The sequence below is a fragment of the Haladaptatus sp. CMSO5 genome (assembly GCF_036689885.1).
GTDB lineage: Archaea > Halobacteriota > Halobacteria > Halobacteriales > Halococcaceae > QDMS2.
In genome coordinates, this window is the sequence record NZ_JBAHVW010000001.1 from 1,783,202 (window position 1) to 1,803,082 (window position 19,881).

11 protein-coding genes are annotated in these 19,881 nt (G+C 49.2%); 7 read left to right on the forward strand and 4 right to left on the reverse strand.

The features are described from left to right. Positions 1-430 precede the first annotated feature (430 nt). The 6 genes from V5N12_RS09430 to V5N12_RS09455 all read left to right on the forward strand — a co-directional run bounded on the left by V5N12_RS09430 (position 431) and on the right by V5N12_RS09455 (position 14,277). Positions 431-1,174, forward strand: coding sequence for a hypothetical protein (locus V5N12_RS09430; protein WP_332898911.1), 744 nt, complete (start codon positions 431-433; stop codon positions 1,172-1,174). Continuing rightward, positions 1,171-4,158: a hypothetical protein gene (locus V5N12_RS09435; protein ID WP_332898912.1), complete on the forward strand. Its 2,988-nt coding sequence runs from the start codon at positions 1,171-1,173 to the stop codon at positions 4,156-4,158. Before V5N12_RS09430 ends, V5N12_RS09435 begins: the two co-directional genes overlap by 4 nt. Then, positions 4,155-4,931, forward strand: a complete 777-nt coding sequence (locus tag V5N12_RS09440; protein ID WP_332898913.1) for a hypothetical protein — start codon at positions 4,155-4,157, stop codon at positions 4,929-4,931. Before V5N12_RS09435 ends, V5N12_RS09440 begins: the two co-directional genes overlap by 4 nt. Continuing rightward, positions 4,928-10,501: a DEAD/DEAH box helicase gene (locus V5N12_RS09445; protein WP_332898914.1), complete on the forward strand. Its 5,574-nt coding sequence runs from the start codon at positions 4,928-4,930 to the stop codon at positions 10,499-10,501. Before V5N12_RS09440 ends, V5N12_RS09445 begins: the two co-directional genes overlap by 4 nt. Positions 10,502-10,665: 164 nt before the next feature. Next, positions 10,666-12,261, forward strand: a complete 1,596-nt coding sequence (locus V5N12_RS09450; protein WP_332898915.1) for a DNA gyrase C-terminal beta-propeller domain-containing protein — start codon at positions 10,666-10,668, stop codon at positions 12,259-12,261. Positions 12,262-12,333: 72 nt separating this feature from the next. Beyond that, a complete protein-coding gene (locus tag V5N12_RS09455) occupies positions 12,334-14,277 on the forward strand; it encodes a phospholipase D-like domain-containing protein (protein ID WP_332898916.1) in 1,944 nt (647 codons plus the stop codon). Between the two features lie 7 nt (positions 14,278-14,284). Here V5N12_RS09455 and V5N12_RS09460 read toward each other — a convergent pair whose 3' ends face one another. Genes V5N12_RS09460 through V5N12_RS09470 form a run of 3 tightly spaced genes read right to left on the reverse strand, consistent with a single transcriptional unit; the run spans position 14,285 to position 16,937 of the window. Beyond that, positions 14,285-14,707: a hypothetical protein gene (locus V5N12_RS09460; RefSeq protein WP_332898917.1), complete on the reverse strand. Its 423-nt coding sequence runs from the start codon at positions 14,705-14,707 to the stop codon at positions 14,285-14,287. Continuing rightward, positions 14,704-16,755 (reverse strand): AAA family ATPase, encoded by a 2,052-nt coding sequence (locus V5N12_RS09465; protein ID WP_332898918.1) that lies wholly within the window; start codon positions 16,753-16,755, stop codon positions 14,704-14,706. Before V5N12_RS09465 ends, V5N12_RS09460 begins: the two co-directional genes overlap by 4 nt. Further along, the gene (locus V5N12_RS09470; protein WP_332898919.1) at positions 16,755-16,937 is read right to left on the reverse strand and encodes a hypothetical protein; all 183 of its coding nucleotides are present in this window, start codon (positions 16,935-16,937) and stop codon (positions 16,755-16,757) included. Before V5N12_RS09470 ends, V5N12_RS09465 begins: the two co-directional genes overlap by 1 nt. A 611-nt stretch (positions 16,938-17,548) precedes the next feature. On the opposite strand from V5N12_RS09470, the gene V5N12_RS09475 reads away from it, so the two are divergent. Beyond that, entirely contained in the window at positions 17,549-18,589 is a 1,041-nt protein-coding gene (locus V5N12_RS09475; RefSeq protein WP_332898920.1) for a hypothetical protein, read from the forward strand. A gap of 363 nt (positions 18,590-18,952) precedes the next feature. Here the strand turns inward: V5N12_RS09475 and V5N12_RS09480 are convergent, their stop codons facing one another. Further along, positions 18,953-19,780, reverse strand: a complete 828-nt coding sequence (locus tag V5N12_RS09480; RefSeq protein ID WP_332898921.1) for an endonuclease/exonuclease/phosphatase family protein — start codon at positions 19,778-19,780, stop codon at positions 18,953-18,955. Between the last annotated feature and the right edge of the window lie 101 nt (positions 19,781-19,881).

Below are 19,881 nucleotides of genomic sequence, written 5' to 3' on the forward strand. Positions count from 1 at the left end.
ACGGTGTAATCTAGAAGTCATTACTCAGTCACGCTTTAATTGGATTCACTAAATCGCAGTACTCTCGTGACAGCGGTAATCAGAATCTATTCGAAAGCAACCAACGGGAGAAGCAAAAATCTCACTTCCGACCGAAGATCTGGATGGATACCTTTCACTATTGTTGATATTTTATATACTTCTCCTGTCACGGGGACTCTAATCATTGAGACACATTGACAGGGTTACTCCATAACGATGATGTGGAATACCGTATCGACGGATGAAATGCAGTTCCGATGAGTTGGACGAAGGAGAATAATAGTTTCATGAGGGACAAATATAATGCCAATGGGTACATTTGTCAGACTATCTGGCTGTTCACGGATAATTACAACAGTATACAATGGCACTATTCAGGAGAAACATAGTCGGATCGGAAGTCCTCTCGATGTGGCGATATGTATCCGACGCAGGACCTGTCGAACATAACTCCCTCGTCGAGCGTTATTACCCAGGGGATGCAACAGAAAAGAGCGAAAGCAACCAACGTAAACCACTCAACGACGCGATTGAATTTCTCGTAGAGACGGAGCAATTCACTAACAACGGTGATGGGTACGAACTGACAGAGGTGGCACGAGAAGAACCGACGCCCCAAACCGCACTTCTCTGGGGAATTCGGTCACGTGACGGCGAAAACAGAGCATACAACGATGTCCTCGATGTTTTAACGGAAGATAATCGGGTATTCTTCGACAAAGGTGACCCTCTCGTGGATCTGTTAAGTGATCGGCGGAGCGGGGTTAGCTGGAACACAACACGCTTGAACTATTGGCGGCGGATGATGGAAGCAGTTGGCGTCGTTCGAGACTTGGGAACAGATTCAGACGAGGATTACACGTCGATGCTCACCATCGATCAGAACCTATTGTATTCACTGCTTCAGTCGGTAACTTCACCGTCCGAGCCCACTCAATTTCAGGGAACTCTCCTGGCCCTTCACGACCGTTACCTCCCGGTTTTCGCGGGTTCGAACCGTAACGAGGTCGCGTCGTACGTAGAGCGCGCTCTTAAACAAGCCCAACGGACCAATCTCATCGAAATAGGTCAGGAAAGCGACTTTGGTCCGTCGGTAAAACTCAATGGAGCAGGCGTCAACAAAATCACACTTCGAGTGAAGAGGATTTCATGACTGAATACCCAAAAAACTGGACTACTGAGGCGATTACGAAATACATCACGCAGGAAGCACAGGAGAAAGACAAAAATTCATTCGAGAAGACGCACGTTCCAATCAATCGAATCCGAGTTGAGGAGAACAAGGCAGTGTCAGAGTGGATCGACGAAGACGAGCGCCTAGTGGACGAGAAAATCGTCCGAGAGACCATCCTTGACTCTAGTTTCGACCAAGGAAATCGGCTCTTTTTTATCGTTGGTGAAAGCGGGAGTGGTAAGTCTGAACTGTGTCAGTGGCTCGATTACGAAATTCAGGATGAGGCAGACGAAGCGGGTGACGAGTTCGCACATGAACCGATCCTGGTACCACGCCACGTTCGAGAACCTCGGGCGGTTCTCGAGTTACTTACGCAGAACCTAGACGGATGGGACTTCGAAGACGCTCGGTACCTAGCGAATCTCCCGGAGTCAGGTATATTCAAATCCGTAACCGGGAACATTCTGAACCAGTTCGACAAAAAACAAGAGGCCACGGTCGACTTCCTCAATGACGAAGCCTTCGAGTCACTTGTTAAAACCAATTTGCGGGAGTACGTCGACTCCTTCGCAGACCCTGACGAAAGCATTGAATTCGAACCGATCACTCTGGACTCCCTCGAATCGTTATTGACCGAGGGGTTCCCTCGTGTGACGCACGAACACGAAGACCAGGGTCTCGAGCCAGTTGAATATCTCTACCGTGAAATCAAGTCAGCAGCGACAAACGCCATCGAAGAGATGCTTTTCGACGGGGATATCACACAGGTTCTCAATGATATCGACGCAGCATATCGGGAGCGGAATCGACGCCCCGTACTCATTATTGAGGACCTGACTGGGTTCACGATATATGACCACCAAGTCCTCTCGTTTTTCTCTGATTTGGGGGCCGCACACTTCGACGTCGTCGTCGGGGTCACGACGGGTGTCCACCGGAGACTCATCGATCAGCGCCGTGCCGATGTCTCCTCAGAAGATACAATAAACGACCGGACGATGTCTAGATTCAGACTAACCGAGGAGGCCGAAGACGGTTCTGGGTCAAAGACCCTCTTTCTCGAACAGGAAGGTGTTCACATCGACCTCGCCTACAAGTACCTGACTGCGATCAAGTCGGAGAGCGATGACGACTATGAACCTCCGCTCCCTGAAGGAACCGTGCCCTCAGATATTGATGAGGCGTTCGGTAAGGGTCTCTATCCATTTAACGTACCGTTCCTAACGAGAATCTACAACAACCTTCAAGAGCAAAACATCCGGAAGCAAACTCCACGGGTATATCTCACATTCGTGATTGAGGAACTTCTTAATAGCACCAATCCACCATTTGAACACGCCGAGAAACTCCAACAACGGCTCGGTGTTATCGAGAATCCTATCTCGACCGAATACAACGGTGCAGATGAACCAGTGTTAAAGTGGTATGGAACGATCTCCGGGCAACACCAGGTGGTGGACGAACGGATTCCGACAGTCTTCAGAATTGAGAGTTCTGGAAAGGCACCGATCGTCGATGACCCCTACGACATCTGTCCAGAATGCAATGCAGGGATATACGAGGAATCAGATAATTGGACGTGTCCGAGCTGTGGATACAAACCAAAAGGCCCAGACAACGGTCCTACACGAAGGAAGATTTTCGACGAACAGAAAAACGAACTTCTAGCGTGGCGTCGGGGAGAGACAAGTTTCAATCAAACGTCAAACATTGAGAATGGGGCCGAACGCGTAATTCGATATTTCCACAAGGCACCAGATTCGCTCGTCCGCCCCGGTTGTTTCTCTAGTGAAGCGGCGTACATCCGCTGGAATAAAGGATCGACACGAGTGCCGGTTCATATCGACAACGGTGACGAACCGAATTTTACACAGGTGACTCTGTCACCGGACCTTGACGAAGGATTGCTTCGGGACTTACTCCGAATCGGTGTTTGGGACGACGTGGCACTATCTTCTCTTGACTCGAACGGCAATATCGAAATGGAACGTTTGCGGGAATGGGCAGATGATACTGTCGCCACACTTCGAACCGACCTCGAAACGGAGGTAAAGGAGACGTTTGGCACCGACATTGACGATATCGCGATTTTCGGGAAATTCTTATTGAATGTTTTCACGGGGACCAGTACAGAATTAACCCCAGAAGCACTCGCCAAACCAGTCAACGAAGGCGATATTCTTCGTTGTTACGCACTCACGGATTTCGAGGGGAGTGTCGGAAAACTTGAGGAGAAGGCAGATTACCTCCGAGGACTATTCCACGCTCGCTTCCATTTCCGACGAAACGTTGTCGACTACGACCGTCTCGAGGGACATCTAGATGGTCTTGACCCCGAGGACTTGTTGCTACGTATCTCATTGATAGAAGGCGGGATGCGCGGTCTCAAGTTTGGGCCTCGTGCAAGCGATTCGTTGGAGTTTAAAGCATTTCTGACGAGTCCTTCGTCGTTGAACCTCCGAGGATTTGCCCGTGATATTGATGAATACAGAGCATTCTTCACAAGCGATCTGAAGTCGCTCAGAACTGAATTCGAAGAGATATATCAACAGTCACATGGCATAGAAGATGGGATAAATATTGATGGTCTATCATTGGCCTATAAACATCTCTCAAGACAACAATCATCAGAACTCGAAGACCTTGAGAAAATAGATGTTGACACTCTAGCTAATCTAAGATCCGAAATCGAGAAGTTAGTCAACTCACTTCAGCGGTCTGATTCTGTATGGGACTACTTTGTTGCAAGACGTCTTGCCCATTGGATTAGTTTCACCGGACCTTATAGCGATACGTATTCGATGCTGAAGTCATTTTCTGACGAACTCGACGATCTTGAGAAAGATCTCGAATTACGGATCGAGGAGCTCGATGCAGAGAGTTTCGACCCGGATACTAAGCCATTCGATCGTGCCCAGTCTGAGGCACGAAAACTCAGCGATGACTTGGAGGTAAACCTATGACAATAGCAGAAACGATTGAAACGGTCCAGCATCGGGTTGCAGCTGTCGTATCTAAAGCTGAGCAGGTCGGCGAACTACACAATGAAGTACAAAGAATAGAGACAAAACGGACAGAGGCTGCAAATAAGAACAGCGGATTCCAAGCATTAGAAAAGAAAATTAGTCATGTTCACGAACAGCACGGGAAACTTAAGCAGTGGGTCCAATGTGCAGATAGCATGTCTGTTTCCATCAATCGTACAAATATACGGGCAGAAATCGATGACGTAAGCCGAGATATCGAGACATTGTTGGAAGCAGAATACGACGATTTCAATGACCGAAGCGAGATTGACAATCAAATCGAGGTGTTTGAGGGCCATCGAAACACGCTCCGGGAATGTACGGAGACAGTGAAAATTGCCGTACAGGAAAAAGCCGATTCGGAACGCCAAACAGTCGACCGAATTCGATCATTATTGCAAATTCCTGATATCGGAACTGCGGATGATTCAACTCTGTGTGAGAACTACCGATACTACCTTCAGGAACTGAAAAAGGGAAACGTGCAAAAAGTCGATCTGGATAGACTAGTGGGGTATAAACGAGAGTTCCATTCACTTGACATTGGCCTCGGTGATGACTTGTCTGACGATGCGAAGGATGTCATCTGGAACATCTTGGAGAACGAAACCATCACCCTTGCAGATATCAGTAGTGAGGTGTTGTCCGACCTCAAACAATTCGAGGAGTTCAGCAACCGTCTCTTGGTAGAATTCACGGAGTCACGATGAGTAATTTTGACCCTATATCCCTCGGTAAACATGCTCAGGAAAGTTACGCAAAGTATCTCATTGGTGGAAACCAGCGAGGCTATCAGGGTCTCCTAAAAGGGCTGGAAACACAACAAGAAGGCGAACCAACTAACGAATTTATTCGGTCAAAAGGACCAATTCTACAGGGCGTCCCAGCAGCCGCCTGGAGCAATACAAAGTGGGAGACATTCGCACGGTCAGTGAAGGGCGAGTTTGCCCCAAATGGTTTGGAAACGCCGATAATAAATGCATTCACTGACGAGGGATTTGAGTACCTACAACAGCATCAAGAAGCCGCAATCGACTGGCTGGTTGACGACAAACATGCGCTCATTGCAGCAGGGACGGGACGGGGGAAGACCGAATCATGGTTCATTCCAATTCTGCAGTATGTGCTCCGGGCCAAGCGTGGGCGCATTGATGGACACTCCGGCTACGACTCGTCAATCAAAGCCGTCATCACGTATCCAACGAAGGCACTGGCACAGGATCAGCTTAAACGGTTCATCGAATACCTCTGGCTCGTTAACGAGAAGACCGATCTTCCAAGCGATCAGAAACTCACAATTGGCGTTTACGATGGCGACACACCGTATCGAAGCTGGGTGCCAAATGACTCCAAGGATCCGTTTACGTACTTGATTGACTCGTTCAAACATTTCGAACTTCCCAACACAATCGCAGAGCGCACTGCTGTCGACGAAACAACATTGGCAGAAGTCCCACCAAACGTGTACGTCGAGAAGGGCAGTTCCTCAAACGAGTTCCGACTCAAACTTCGAGAGGAGTACGGCGGTCATGTGCTTGATTTCGTCCATCTCACACGTGATAAGATGCACGAGGACCCGCCTGATATCTTGCTCACGAATCCGGACACTATCAACTATCGGCTGTTCAACGTAAACGACGAGCAGGCTCATCGAATGTTCGTTGACCAACCTAAGTTCCTTGTCTTTGATGAGGTCCACACGTACCAGGGGTTGTTTGGCGCCCACGTATCGATGCTCATCAAGCGGATTCGTCGGCTTCGAGAAGAGCGAAAAATTGGAGATCCTCTCCGAATCATCGCGGCGAGTGCAACCATCGACGAGCGTGAAGTTCTGTTTCAGCGATTGTTTAACATCCCTACAAACCAACGGGATGTCTCCTACAAACTCATCGAGGAGGTTACTATTGAGGGAATCTCTGAGCACCCTGGAACGCTCCCGAATATTCTGACCGAGACACGGATCAAATCAGAACAACTTGCGAACTCTGCGGAGTTGTCGACTGGAGGCCAAACACTTCGGAACGAACTTGGACTCAGTGAGCGCGGTAATTTCGGTGACCAGCTAGAAACCGCGATTGAGGACGGCAGTCTACAATTCCTTGAACACCTCCACAGAGTTCTTCAGGATCCAACGAACGACGCGTATGAGATTAGCCCATCTCCACAGATGCGAGACTTTGCCGAGTATATCGAGAAGACTTATAACTGTGACTCCAAAGGAGCGGCAAGAGCGGCTGAGAATGCTCTGATACTATTTGAGCTCGCGGGATACGAAGTTCGGGCACACGTCTTGAACTGGCCAGTTGATGGCTACTACAAGTGCGTCCACTGTCATCGAATTTACTCCAAGCCGCAATCTTGCGATTGCGATGGACACGAGCAACACACGTCGTTTGTCACGAAACTTCGATTGTGTCAGGATTGTGGCGAACAGGTGTACGAAGCGTGGTATTGTCCCGATTGTGGGACAGTGCGCCCTGTCTCTCAAGAAACGGAGGGTGAGTACCTCTACGCAAGTAAACCTGAGTGCAACCACCCGGAGCATGACGATCTCATTCGTGTCTATTGGACGCCTGAGTACCGTTGTGGTGAGTGTGGACAAACTGAACGCCCTACCGAAGGTCTCGGTTACTGTGAGTGCAAAGGGTCTCTGACGCGGACACCAAACGGTATCGTCTGCAAAAACCCAACGTGCGATATCGAACAGCATCCCGACACTGGGGGCTGTTCCTCCTGTGGAGGGCAACTTGATCTTGAGGGTGACTTCACACACGAATGTGGCGACCCTGAGTGTGACGGACACTCTGCGGACCAGAACGGAATGGCGTGTGCCAAATGTGACTCTCTTCTTGTCCCAAAATACTCGCTGTCATGGGTCTGTTCCGACGAGGAGCACGGTGGCAAACACCAGGTCGGCTCGCTTCCGGACCGGTGTGATTGTGGGCGATCTACGTTCGTGTTACCGGTGTACGTCGATACACAGGAGGCGGACTACTGTCCCGACTGCAACGAAGAGTGGAAATCCGAGGTCTATCACCTTTCTGGAACAGGGTGTTCAATCAAGGGACACGACGCCGTAGAACGGCGTTACTCATCATTCGGACTGAAAATAGCCTACCGTGACTCTGACGGAAATGTCCGATTAGAGGCCCCAAGCAAAGCCGCGCACGCGCTTCCTTGCTATCATGGAAGGAGTCGAAACTACGACTCGTTGATGCGGTCGCCGACAAACGCAGGTGTGACGATGAGTCAATTCATGCTCCGTGAATTGGCTGACTTAAATGGGGCACAAGACCAGGCGAAATTGATGTCCTTCGCTGATTCGTATCGAGATATGGAACGCTTGGCAAACGACTTCGACGAACCCGAGCGTGAACTGTTCATCCAACAGCGGATATTGTCGTATATGGATGCAGTCGGGACAGCAACCCTGAAGGAACTCCTTTCAGGGACACTGGAGGATGCCCGGTCGTATTGGGAAGAAATTGATGCCAGCGATGACATAATCAACGATATAATCGGCTACGGACAGTGGCGAGGGACGCTGCTTGGAGAGCTCATCCCTGGGTCGTACTTATTGTACAACAATAATATCAGCCGTCGCTACGGCACGCTGGTGAACCAAGGATTCCTCGATATTTCGTTCACCGAAACCCCCGCAACTGCCGCTGAACAAACTGTCTGCAGGGAACTTCTAAAGGAGAATCGTCAACAACGACAGACACTGCTCAAGTCACTCCGTGAATCGGAATCCGTGTCCAATCCAGTAGCCGTCCTGAACGACCTCAAACAGAAGGGGATTGTTAGAGAAGACGAGGAGTACGACCGTATAGAGTTAGATATGGAGGGAGTTACTGTGCATTTCGTGGGTGCGAACCACTCCATCGATTACGACCCTCACTCCGATTCATTTACTAGTACAGCTTGGCAGGAAGCAAGCAACTTGAAGAATGGGACGGTCCCGTTCGATGTCCCGTACACAGAGCGAGCGACACCCGAGTCACCGTACTTCAATCGAACAGCATACCGGGCTGCGACAACTTCTCCACGGCTCCTGCTCAGCCAGGTGTACAAGGGTGATGTACCTGCGGACGAACGCCGCCGTATCGAACATGAGTTCAAACACGACCCAACGCCAAACTTCTTGTCGACTGGCCCGGCAATGGAGATCGGCATTGACATCGGAGACCTCAACACCTTACTACTGATGGGGACGCCCCCAAATACGAACGCTTATCTCCAACGCATCGGTCGTGCGGGCCGTGACGCAGGCAAATCGCTCGTAACTACCGTTAGTAAACGAAACCCAATCGACTTCTACTATCACAAACGTCCGGAGAAACTCATCAGTTCTGGGGAAAAGCCGATTCCGCTCAACCAGCATAATGAGAGCGTACTGTCTGTCGCTCTTACGTGGTCGATTATGGACTACATTGCCGCGAGATATCACATCCCGTGGGAACGAACTGATGAGATTGACGGTCAGAAGATTACTAAACCGGATCCAAGCGAGTGGGACCGATACCGAAAAGAAAGCCCTCAAGACCAACCACCGAGCGATTACCAGACATTCACACAGTTGTACAACAAGCCAGTTGATCAGATTAACCATGGCTCCATCTTCGAGGTACTCCAATACATCGTTGAGAACGACGAGGGAGTGAGAGCATGGCTTCAAGACCTCCTCGATTACGTTTACTGTCGAAACTGCCAGCATATCTTTTCTACGGCAGTCGCTGGAACGTGTCCAGAATGTTCGGAAGATAGCCTGCGACATGCGGCCTCAGAGTACGAGCAACTAATCGACGATGTACTCGAAAAATTCGCGGAGCGCATCGTCTTCGCTGCGTATAACTACCGTAGTAAACTGCAGTCAGACCTCAAGGAATTGGAAGATGAAATCGACCACCTGAACGAGGCGGTTGGAGACAGCGGTTCGTTCGGTGGTGGTGGGTTCGACGACCTCGACAAAGAAGAGAGTGATCCTGAAAACGAGCGTCAACTTAGTCGATTAAAGATGCAACGGGACATGGTACGTCAGATGGTCAGTGACTATAATACATCTCGCTTCAGTAGGATTCATGGTCGATCCGTTGTCTCTGAGTTCGTTCCTCAATTGCGTGCGTTTGGTGATGCAGTCACTGTCACACGACGAGAACGGAACTCTCAAGGAACTCTCAAGGCAGAGAGCAAACCTTCGTGGGATCGTGACTCTGCGATGGCAATCCGAGAACTCCATCCATATGCCTACGTCCTCCGTAACAAGCGTGGGTACGTGGTGACGAAAGTAGACCGCGATACGGAAGGCACTCGAGCATTGCAGAAACAGGCCAAGGGACCACAACTTCGTTGTAAAAAGTGTGGCTTTACGACACAGTGGTCCGGTCAATCGACATGCCCAGACACATCGTGTGAAGCGGGAGCGGCACATCTCACTAAAGTCGAACCAATCGCCATTAGTGGGATTGAGCTTACCGAAGCGTCGATAGAGGAAAATAACAACAAGGTGACGGATGTGTATCCACTCGCCGATTACAACACCAATCCTAGGAGTACGTTTGGACACAGCTCGACGGACATCCCTGAATTCGAGGTCGAGCGTTCAGTGACGGTTTCAGACACAAACGACAATGCCCTCTTTACTCTCGAGCAAGGGTCGATTGACATCGTTGAGACAGTAACATCGTTTACAACGTCCTACGATGGAGACCAGAAGGACCCGAGAGAGCAACCTCTCCGTCTGTGTCAACATGGTAATTGTGGGAGCGTTGTGGTTCCACAAGCCGACGGCAGTAAACGGTGTCTCAGCAATCCAGGTCATGACCCAACGAAGCAGGCGGACGTGATGGTGGGGCGTACATTCTCTACAAAAGGGCTTCGAATAACTAGCGAGCAACTCCCGGACACTGGGCTCCACACTCTTGCACATGGGTTCCGCCTAGCGTTGCAACGAACCGGTGGGCTAGACATTCGAAGTTTGCAGGAATCTTTCGAAGAGGGTGACGACCAGGCGTATGTGTTCGAGAGTGCAGTCGGCGGAAACGGAGTCACTGAACTTCTATTCCAAGTTGAAGATGGAGTGTACGTCGAACTACTCGACGCCCTCAGGGTAATGTCTGAAAACATTGATGGTTGTGACTGTGCGACTGGCTGTCCAGAGTGTCTGTATCAGTACGGCTGTTCAGAGCGGAATCGCGATCGGACGCTGGCAAAAGACCTAATTGACGACTCTCTGTCCGCAGTTCTCGAACAATCTCCCAAAGACATGTTTGTGACCTAATCTCGTGCAGGAGAAATTGAGTGGGTTTGGGGGAAACAAGAATCAATAATCTGCGAATCAGTTCTATTGTTTTGGCCAATGTATAGCGAAGCACACTCGTGCGAAATTGCAAAGATCCCCAGTGAAGGCCAAATGTTAACCGAGTTGTATAAGAACTGGTAGACATGAGCGATGAGCAGGAAAAATTAGATCAAATCTTGGACGAACTGGATATCAAGGGAATATCCACTGACCCCAGTGCTGATTCAACAGATCTTCAGAATAATTCCGAAGACCAACCTCTAAAAGATGACGTTCAGGAGCGATTTGATGAGGCGATAGCCGGAGTGGATTTCGAAGGTGAAACTGATAATGAGGATCTTGAATATATTCGCCTTGATTCGCCTGTATTCCATCTCAAGTTTGATTGGCTGGAACACACGTTCTGTGGCATTAACCTTGAGTACAAAGAGTATCGGAGTGATCGACGCCGCCCTGAAACAAGCCTGCTAGACCCATGCAAGATGTGTCATGGGGAGACCAGCATCGAGACGATCGAAGAGCAGTTGGTTAATCTTCGAACAACTCTCAGCAATGAGGTGGATGGTATTCACGCACCAGATACCAATGCAGAAAAATTCAGCGTGAAAGAGCTTGAGGCCTTACTCACCGCAATTCCAGTTGAGACCCCAAAAGTAGAGATCTCTTCTGACTCACTCAGACACCACATTAGTAGAGTTGTCGAAGGTGTTTCCAATTCTTCAACAAAACCCAGAGAATTCAAAAGGTCTGAAATGGAGGCGCTAATTGACGCTGTGGGTGGTAACAGAATAATTCCGTCGACGCCTCACCTATTTATATACTCGTCTGATGATAACATCAAGCGAATACCAATAGACACACTTCAACTCCAACACCGGAGAGGGAAAGGGATAAGTGTAACATCGTCTGAGTCAGAGCACGCTGTTATTTCGAGTTTTGTCGCGAATCCACGGAATTATCTCTTCTTATTTACGAGCCACGGGGAAGTGTACCAATTAGAAGCACACAAGATTCCAGTGACCCACCGGACAGAACAGGGGTGTCCAATAGCCGAACTCGTAAATCTCGATGAAACAGAATATTTGCAATCGGTAGCAACCGCTAGCGATATTACTGAACATGAATTCCTGACGTTTGTCACTCAAAATGGGTATGTCAAGAGGACAAAAACAACCGAGTTTTCAAACATTCATTCAACCGGAATTCGTGCTATTAAGTTAGATGAGGATGATGAACTGTGTGAGGTGGCCTGGTCTGATGGAAAAAGTACTGTTCTCATAGAAACGAGGTCAGGTCAATCGATTCGGTTTGATGAGTCGGACGCCAGGCCAATGGGTCGCACAGCACGGGGTGTTTCTGGAATTAAACTAAAAAATGACGACCAAGTTGTCGGCGGTGGAATCATTGACCCAGATGTTGAGAATCATGTCCTTACACTCACGGAACGAGGATACGGGAAACGGACTGCAACAATGAATTACAGATTACAAACGAGGAACGGTAGTGGACTACTTGACATATCGACAGAGGAGCGGAATGGTCCCGTTGCAGGAGTTGGCATTGTCGATCCTAACATGAAGATAGTGGCACTTAGTGAGAAGGGACAAGCGATCTATATGAGAGTCAATGAAATCTCTGTTCAAGGTCGTAACACCATGGGAGTTCAAGTGATGGATGTTAAGGATGACGACAAACTGGTCGATTTCAGTATTGCTGAAAGTGCCGCGATCATTGAGTAAGGAAGGCTGACAGGCTAGAAGTATCAATCGCCAACGCCAACGTTTTTGCTCCATACAGAGTCTAAACATATAATGGCCTTATCACTCCCTGACGAACTCACTAATCACGGGAAAGGTGATGTCTGGGGCGTCACTCCGTCTGCTCTTACGCTTGCAGCGAATGCTCGGCAGACTGGAGAATGGTCTGCAGTTCGGCGATACTATGATCTACACGTGCTCGTGACGAACTACGAGCCGAACTGGGAGAAATACAAACGCACCCTTGAGAAACTCTGTTCCAGATGGTTGTCGTCCCCCCTGGATCAAGCAACGGCGTTCTGTACTCCTGAGTCAGCAGCGACGTTTTTTGCTGGAACTGCATATTTCGATGTTCCAAGTGGTATTGCGAATGTGCTCGTCGCCGGCCAGGATGTCGTCAAAAGAACGGAGCCTGGAAATACTGCAGTCATGAGACGAAACGATGTCATTGGATACACGGATTCAGACATCGACATTTCGCTTCTTCGTTCGCTCGACGTGATTCGTCCGATTGCCAACGGCTTTCAACTGAACCGTAATGTGTTCCAGGAACTGCAAGTCAGCTTCGAAAAGTCTCGTTCTGAAGCTGCTGCAACGCTTCTCGTAGGCTTGCTAGAGACGAGGGGTGTCGCACAGCCCTCCAGACTGGTGGACCCGCTGCTACGGGCATTTGGAGTTGACCCACCAGAGTCTCCGGTTACGAATACTGGGGCACTGTCCGTTCTCCTGAGAAACAAAGCCCTTGATGGATTCGCCGAATCACTATTCGATGAAGAGTTTGATACCATTGTCGACGAAGTGCAGAAAGAGACACACGACGAACTTCGGCGCCTTGAAAGTGCCCGTGGGATGGGCTCGTGGACTTCAGAAACACCTACGTCGATAGTATGGCCGATTCCTGAACCTGAGGCGGGCGTCTGCGCAATTGTAAGCCAACGAAAACTCCCACTCGATGCTGACTGGTTAAACCAGCGTCTTGACTCGCCAGTGCTCGCCCTCGTGGACGACCTCACTGAAGCAGGGATCGCAGTCACCTATCAAAATGGACTCTTGAAGTTCGAGCAGGCTTATCAAGAGCCGCCCGATGTGGTCCCAGCGCTGGAGTCGTACTCAGATTGGTTGTCGTCTCAGTCGCAGATATTTCAGGAACGGCGTGAAGCTATAGCAGAGGTCCGTTCAAACGTCGACCAACGATGGGAACAACAGCGCGATGCTGTATTGTCAGTTGCACTAGAAACGTTAGAAGACTGGACAGTGAGCCCAACCCGGTTCGTCTATACAATATTTGACCCGACACATCATGCGGATCAGTATGATATCGAAAAGTACGTGGGTCCGAGCGACGATCTAAAAAGAGAAGTTGAATTGATACGCCAGTGGCGAGAGCAGCGGCCATCCGACACAGAGTCTTTCGCAGAATTGGTACCGGAGGTGTTGAACTTCCCTCTAGAGCATGACGCAGTTGAGGGTGTCGTTCGAATCATGTGTCCGTGGACGAACTTTGCCGTACAAGACTACACCGCATTGTTCACCCGCTTGTTCGACAACGATGTGAACGTACGCTTGTTGATGCGATTACCAACTTCCAATGAGTGGCGAAATCTCAAGTCAAACTTACTCTCTCGGATTGGCAACACTAACGGAAACTTAGAGATTCGTAGCTATACGCGCTATCGTGAGTTTATGGATCACAACGAATTGCGCGAACTTGACGCTCAGATTGAGCAACGTCGGCGGACTGGTGTCCATGCCAAATTGTTCATTGCAGGAAGTCCACGAAACGGAAACATGCTCGCAGGGAGTGCCAACCTCATGGAAAACAGTTTCTTCTACAACCCTGAAGCAGGCATCCAGACTAGAAATCCAGGCGCAATTAAAGGAGCTATCGAGTACTTCGATCTCGTATGGAAGATCGCTGCTCCGGACCGAATTCCAGAAGAGGCATTCACAGGCGACACCGAGTTCAGATTTTATCCACGTGTGTATCAACCACGATAGGCACAAACTAGATGAGACCGTCCAAAGACGATTCGGTGTCATCCTGAATTGAGACTCCCTCTTCGAGAACGAATTCCGCTATTTCGACAGTCGGATCTCCAGATCCATCAAACTTGTTTGCGAGCAATTCAATCCCCCCTGCAGCGTACTCACCCATTATCTCCAACTGCCGCTGCTCGTCCGATAAAATGTCGAGATTGCCAGTCTCTTGATATGCAATTGAGGAGGCGATTGTTTGGTACATCTCCGTATATCTAATGTTAGCCCATAGCATCTCTTTATCTCCACCTTCATTTGATTGCTTTCTCCCATACCGAAAGCCGATTGCAGCGGCAAATACAAACATGTCAACATACGAATCGAAAACGCCATATTCACTGACTAGACGCTCATAGATAGCCGGACGGTCGTAGGTAATACGGTCGCTCATGATGACGTCCTCTCACTTGCAACTAGGTTCTGTTCGATTACGACATTGGTTTGCGGATACTTTTCTGACTCTTCTCCATTATCAAAGTCAAGACGGTACTGAATACCTGCCCGTGGTTCTAGCTCCTCGGAAACGGGGCCATCCCACTGTGAGTCTGTCGCTAAGACAATTACTTGCTTCGCTAATTTAGGAATTTCCCGACTAATATGTCGGCGGTGAGTGTTGTCAAGAGCACCGAACGGAGAATCCATCACGATAGGATAGATTCCGCCAGAAAAATACTGATCCTCCGCGTGTTTCTCGTAGCGTTGTCTGGCGATAGATACAAGGCTCCCGATGAACGTTAGGCTGGCAATCTGGCGTTCTCCACGAGACATCTCAACTCGCTCATACTGGTCCCCTACACGCTTTCGGCCTTCGAGTTCGAAGTCTTCGTTAATCACAGCGTGGAGATCATCTCCATCTTTGTGGGCGATTGAATCAAAACGCTCTGAGACAGTATCGTTCGCCAATCGACGAACAGTCTGTTGGAGCTTTCTAAAAGATGACTCCAAATTCTCCCAGGTCTTTACACTCGCCTTCCATCGCCGGCGAGCAAGTTCTGTTTCCGCTTTCTCCTCACGGGCATTGTCAATTCTGGTCTCAATGCCTTGTGATTGTTCCTCTAGTTCGTCGATTTTGTCTTCGATTCTCCCAATATCTTTGATATTATCTTTGAGCGTTTGACGCTTTTCTTCCCGTTCTTGTTGAAGTTCGGCAGGAGATTGCTGCCCAAGGGTACGAGTTTCCATTGAACCCAATTTCGCCTCAAGTTCGTCGATCTGCTCTGTTTTTGCATCGATTTGCTCGTTCAGTTCTTTTCGCTGTTCAAGAAGGGTGGTCAGGTCAGTTCGGAGTGTCCCGTAATGGGAATCAGCGATCCTGAATTGACTCGCTGTATTGATTGATTGGTCAGAGATCCCACTTGCATCAACCGTTGTTTCCATTGATTCAACTCGTTCGTAATACTTTGAACCCTCGTCAAGTGGTCGACCACAGATACACCGCTCGCGCTCTAGGAGTTTGTTGAGAAATTCCTCAGAGACTCCCGACCCAAGGAGATCGTTCTTTCGAAGTTCGTCAAGATCGGCAGCGGTATCTCTGATTGCAGGTAGTGCAAACGCTAATACACCTCCTTTAGTAATCTTTGCCCGAACGTTTTTCTGGACTTCCTCGCGTTTCACAATTAAATTATCCCTCTGGTGTTCTACTCTCTGGAGTTCTTCTTCAATTTCATGACTCTCATCAAGATTTTCTAATTCTTTGCCGATAGCGTTTATGCGTTTCTCAATGTTCTCTTCGCGCTCTTTGCGCTTCTCGAGTTGACTTCGCTTCTGTTCCAGTTGCGCTTCGATTTTGTTCTCTTCGTCAATTAGGGCTGCAAGTTTGTCGCTCCCAGTTTTTTTGACATCAGAGCGGAATCTGCGTGAAACCTCATCCAGATGTCTGATTGAACGCTCAAGGATTGTGAGGCCCATGATGTTGCGAATTGCTTCTTTGATTCGGTCCTTATTCGCTGACTCAGCAAGCTCGCCAATATCTTCGCCGTCGAAGAAGAAGAGTGAACTCAGCCGTTCCGGAATGATCTGTTCAAGTCTTGTATTTGGGTTGTTTACTGACTTATACTCCCCACCGTTTTTGTACTCCAAGTTGATCGTAGTGTCTTCTGATTCACCGATTAAATCTTCAACATGTGTTTTCTGGTACGAGATAGTCCGAGTGGCTCGATAGTGAGAATCCTCGTGATAGAAGGCCAATTTCACTGAAACCTCCACAGTAGTATCGACAGGGGCATCCGCCATCACGCCTTCATTGACTAGTTGATCTTCTCCCGTCTCAAAATCTACTTTTCCGTATAAAACCCAGGTAAACGCGTTCAGTAGCGTTGTTTTTCCAGACCCGTTATCTCCGTGGATAACTGTAACATTGTGGTTATTGTCACGCGAAAACTTGATCTCCGAGTTCCGAAACTGGCGGAAATTTTTTAATTTGAGGCTTTCTAGTTCCATTAGTCGACTTCCTCCACGATTATTTGCGTAATCTTCGAAATGATCCCTTGTGGTAGCTTCAGGTGGAGTTGTTCCTTTTCCGCAAGCAAGACGCGTTCTCGAATTCGATTCACCGTTTCTTCGTCTATATCCACCTCAAAATCTGGGCTCTTGCTCATCTGTTGTTGGATAGAGTAGACCATTCAATACATAAAAGTCCGTATATGGTGTCCTCACCTTCTATATTTAGTCGCTAAAAACCTCAGAGATTTCGGTTGGTATTGATCTACGTAGAGCCGTTCATCACCCTTGTAAACCTCACACCAAATTTTGCCTAGCATTGGTATGTGGTGCGATGGAAGTCTCCGGAACGAGCGCGAAAACAGGGGGGCTATCACGCCAATCAACATGGAAAGGTTGGCAATCCACCTAATGAGCATGACCATTACGTCGATTCGTCTAGGTGTGTGATTGCACGATCAGCCATTCATACGAGAGACACAAGGATAACGGGGATACTCATCTAAAGTGTCTTGCAGAGGAACCATTCTGACAGCCCTTTTCAAAACCTATATTTAGAGCTGTGAAGCGCCATGGCTTGATTAAATCGTGGGACTTTGATTCAAAGGGTATCACAGAGAAATAACTCTGGACATATAATCCAACATTTTGGAGAACATAAAAGGGATTCAACTCCTGTAATTGCATCTTCGATAACAGCGAAGACATTATTCAGTGTGGTCACGATGGATATTGGAATTCTCGATAGTACTTCGGGATTGGTATTTATAGCATTTTGGTGACTGTATTCAGTATGCTCCGAATCGAAGGCAGAGAAGCGACCGAGCTCACCGCTACCGAGTTGAGTGATGAAGCGCTCAGTGAGGACGACCTCCGCGAATGGGTTATCAGAAATACTGCGGAGATCCTGGGCGACGACCTCCTCGTCATCGGGCGTGAAGTGGGTGTGGCGGGTCTCGGGGATGGTATCGATGTCCTTGCAATCGACCGAGCAGGGAACATCGTGGTTATCGAACTCAAACGCGGAGTGCTCAGAGGCTCAGTAGACTTCCAGGCCCTCAAATACGTGTCCTACGTCTCTCGCTGGTCCTATGACGATATCAAACAACAATTCGAGATGTTCCTCCAATCGACATGGGGGAGCGACCTCCATGGCGAAGACGCCTCCTTCGCAGAAACCCTGGAGGAGTTCTGCGACGACGATTACGAACTCAATGACACACAACGCATCTTCCTCGTTGGAAATCAAATCCGTGAGCGAATCGGCAGCGTTGTCCTCTGGCTGCGGGAGCAAGGAATTGATGCCAGCATCGTGCAGTTTTCCCTTCTCAAAGATGACGCAGCTGGTCTGTTCCTTGATGCGAAAACGCTTGTGCCGACGTCAGACCTTGCAAAGTTCGAAACGGGAGATACGCCGTCGGATAAACCGTGGAAAGTCGATGGGAAGCGCTGGCATCTTGAGGAGCGAACGAACGAGGATACTGCGGTTCTCGTGCAGCAATTAGTGGATTCGCTGAGTGAGATAGACGAGCTGGATGGGCCCAGTTGGACGCAAAAGATCTACATTGCATTCCGTGTGGAGGGAACGAATCGGGTGCTCTTGCGTACGCGAGCTCAGTCGGTCCAAATCGATATTCGCGATTTCTCGATTGACGATGAAGAAGCACTCGTCCAAGAGGTTGCGGACTTGATTGGTGACCGCGAGTTAGTCTCTCTTGATACGGAGTTCCAAGGGAATCGGTCACAGCTTCAAATAAAATGTGTGCCATCGGAGACCGTTGATTATCAATCCGTAGTAGACTATACTGAGGAACTGCTATTCAAGAACCAATAATTCGAGAGGGCCATAGGGGGTTACTATTCAAAATGGACTAGTGGGCGGTTCGACTCTTCTTATTCTTGAAGTCGGTCAGTGAGGCCCAGAGGCTCTCTCTAATGTACAAAATTATACATACTGCACATGGTGTAGATGGGGGACAAATCACTCGGAAGAGGAGGGAGTCGAGGAACAAAGATTCGAACTAGACGAATGAGTTCTTTCCTCGTCGGGTTGCGTTTCCAGGGATTCAATCTGTTCAGAGTTTTCTCCGAGAGGATTGTTGTATCACCCATCTTTGTCCCCTGCCCACAGTCTCAATTAGAGTGAATCTCAGCCGATTAGGACGGAATAACTGTGGAGGCGGAGAAGAAAACCGGTCTACACGCCAAACCGAGCGATGAGTGGTGCGTGGTCGCTGTACTCGGCGCCTGCCGCGGAATACCAGCACTCGATTGGGTCAAGCGCCTCTGTGGCGAAGAGATGGTCGATTCTTCGGTCATCATGGCTCTTGTCGAGTTGGTCGAGCGAGCCGTACCCGTGGAGCGAGCGGAACACGTCGAGCATACCGAAATGACCGAGCCCCTTGAGGATGTTCAGCTCTGCACTTACTGCCCGTCGCTGGAGGGCAGCAGACCGCTCGTACCCGAACGTGACAACCTGCCCATCGGGTAACTCTCTATTTGGCGTGTTCAGATCGCCGGCGAGAATCCGTGGCTTCTGCCCATCGGCCTCGATGCGGTCGTAGGCACATTCAAGGATCTTGATCTTCTCTTCTGGATAGCTTCCCCCTGGGACGGCTCGAATGTTCCAACACTCGAACGCTGCGCCAGTGGTGGCGTCCTCGATCTCAGAGACCAGAATCTTCTCAGGATATTCCATTTCCTTCTCATTTGGAGGTACGTTGTCCTCGGTGTGGCCGGTGACGTCTGTTCGGGAGAGGTGCCAGCCATCACTGACCGCTGTGAGGTGGCCATTACTGTTGTCGAGGTCACGCGCCAGTTGAAGGGTGTCTACAAGGTCAGCATATCCGAGGACATCTAATACTGATTCGTGCCATCGTTCCTGCTGATTCGGATTGACCTCCTGTAAGAGCAAGACGTCAGGGAGTTCGTCTAGAGTGGCTAGCCATTCGGTCTGCTCTTCGATTTGTTGCGTAGACCCCTGCGGTGGGAACGTTCCATTGACGTTCCAAGAGAGGATTTTCATGTTCTATCCATTTGTGAATGGGTTGATAAATCCCTTCACCGTCTCTGTTGACCTAAGTGATCGAGAGAGGGCGTGGAGCAACGGGGGTCGGTTCGCATCCT

Coding starts and splice junctions, on each gene's coding strand:
- V5N12_RS09435 (WP_332898912.1), top strand. CDS start 1,171: ATGACTGAATACCCAAAAAACTGGACTACTGAGGCGATTACGAAATAC.
- V5N12_RS09445 (WP_332898914.1), top strand. CDS start 4,928: ATGAGTAATTTTGACCCTATATCCCTCGGTAAACATGCTCAGGAAAGT.
- V5N12_RS09440 (WP_332898913.1), top strand. CDS start 4,155: ATGACAATAGCAGAAACGATTGAAACGGTCCAGCATCGGGTTGCAGCT.
- V5N12_RS09475 (WP_332898920.1), top strand. CDS start 17,549: ATGCTCCGAATCGAAGGCAGAGAAGCGACCGAGCTCACCGCTACCGAG.
- V5N12_RS09480 (WP_332898921.1), bottom strand. CDS start 19,780: ATGAAAATCCTCTCTTGGAACGTCAATGGAACGTTCCCACCGCAGGGG.
- V5N12_RS09460 (WP_332898917.1), bottom strand. CDS start 14,707: ATGAGCGACCGTATTACCTACGACCGTCCGGCTATCTATGAGCGTCTA.
- V5N12_RS09430 (WP_332898911.1), top strand. CDS start 431: ATGTGGCGATATGTATCCGACGCAGGACCTGTCGAACATAACTCCCTC.
- V5N12_RS09450 (WP_332898915.1), top strand. CDS start 10,666: ATGAGCGATGAGCAGGAAAAATTAGATCAAATCTTGGACGAACTGGAT.
- V5N12_RS09455 (WP_332898916.1), top strand. CDS start 12,334: ATGGCCTTATCACTCCCTGACGAACTCACTAATCACGGGAAAGGTGAT.
- V5N12_RS09465 (WP_332898918.1), bottom strand. CDS start 16,755: ATGGAACTAGAAAGCCTCAAATTAAAAAATTTCCGCCAGTTTCGGAAC.
- V5N12_RS09470 (WP_332898919.1), bottom strand. CDS start 16,937: ATGGTCTACTCTATCCAACAACAGATGAGCAAGAGCCCAGATTTTGAG.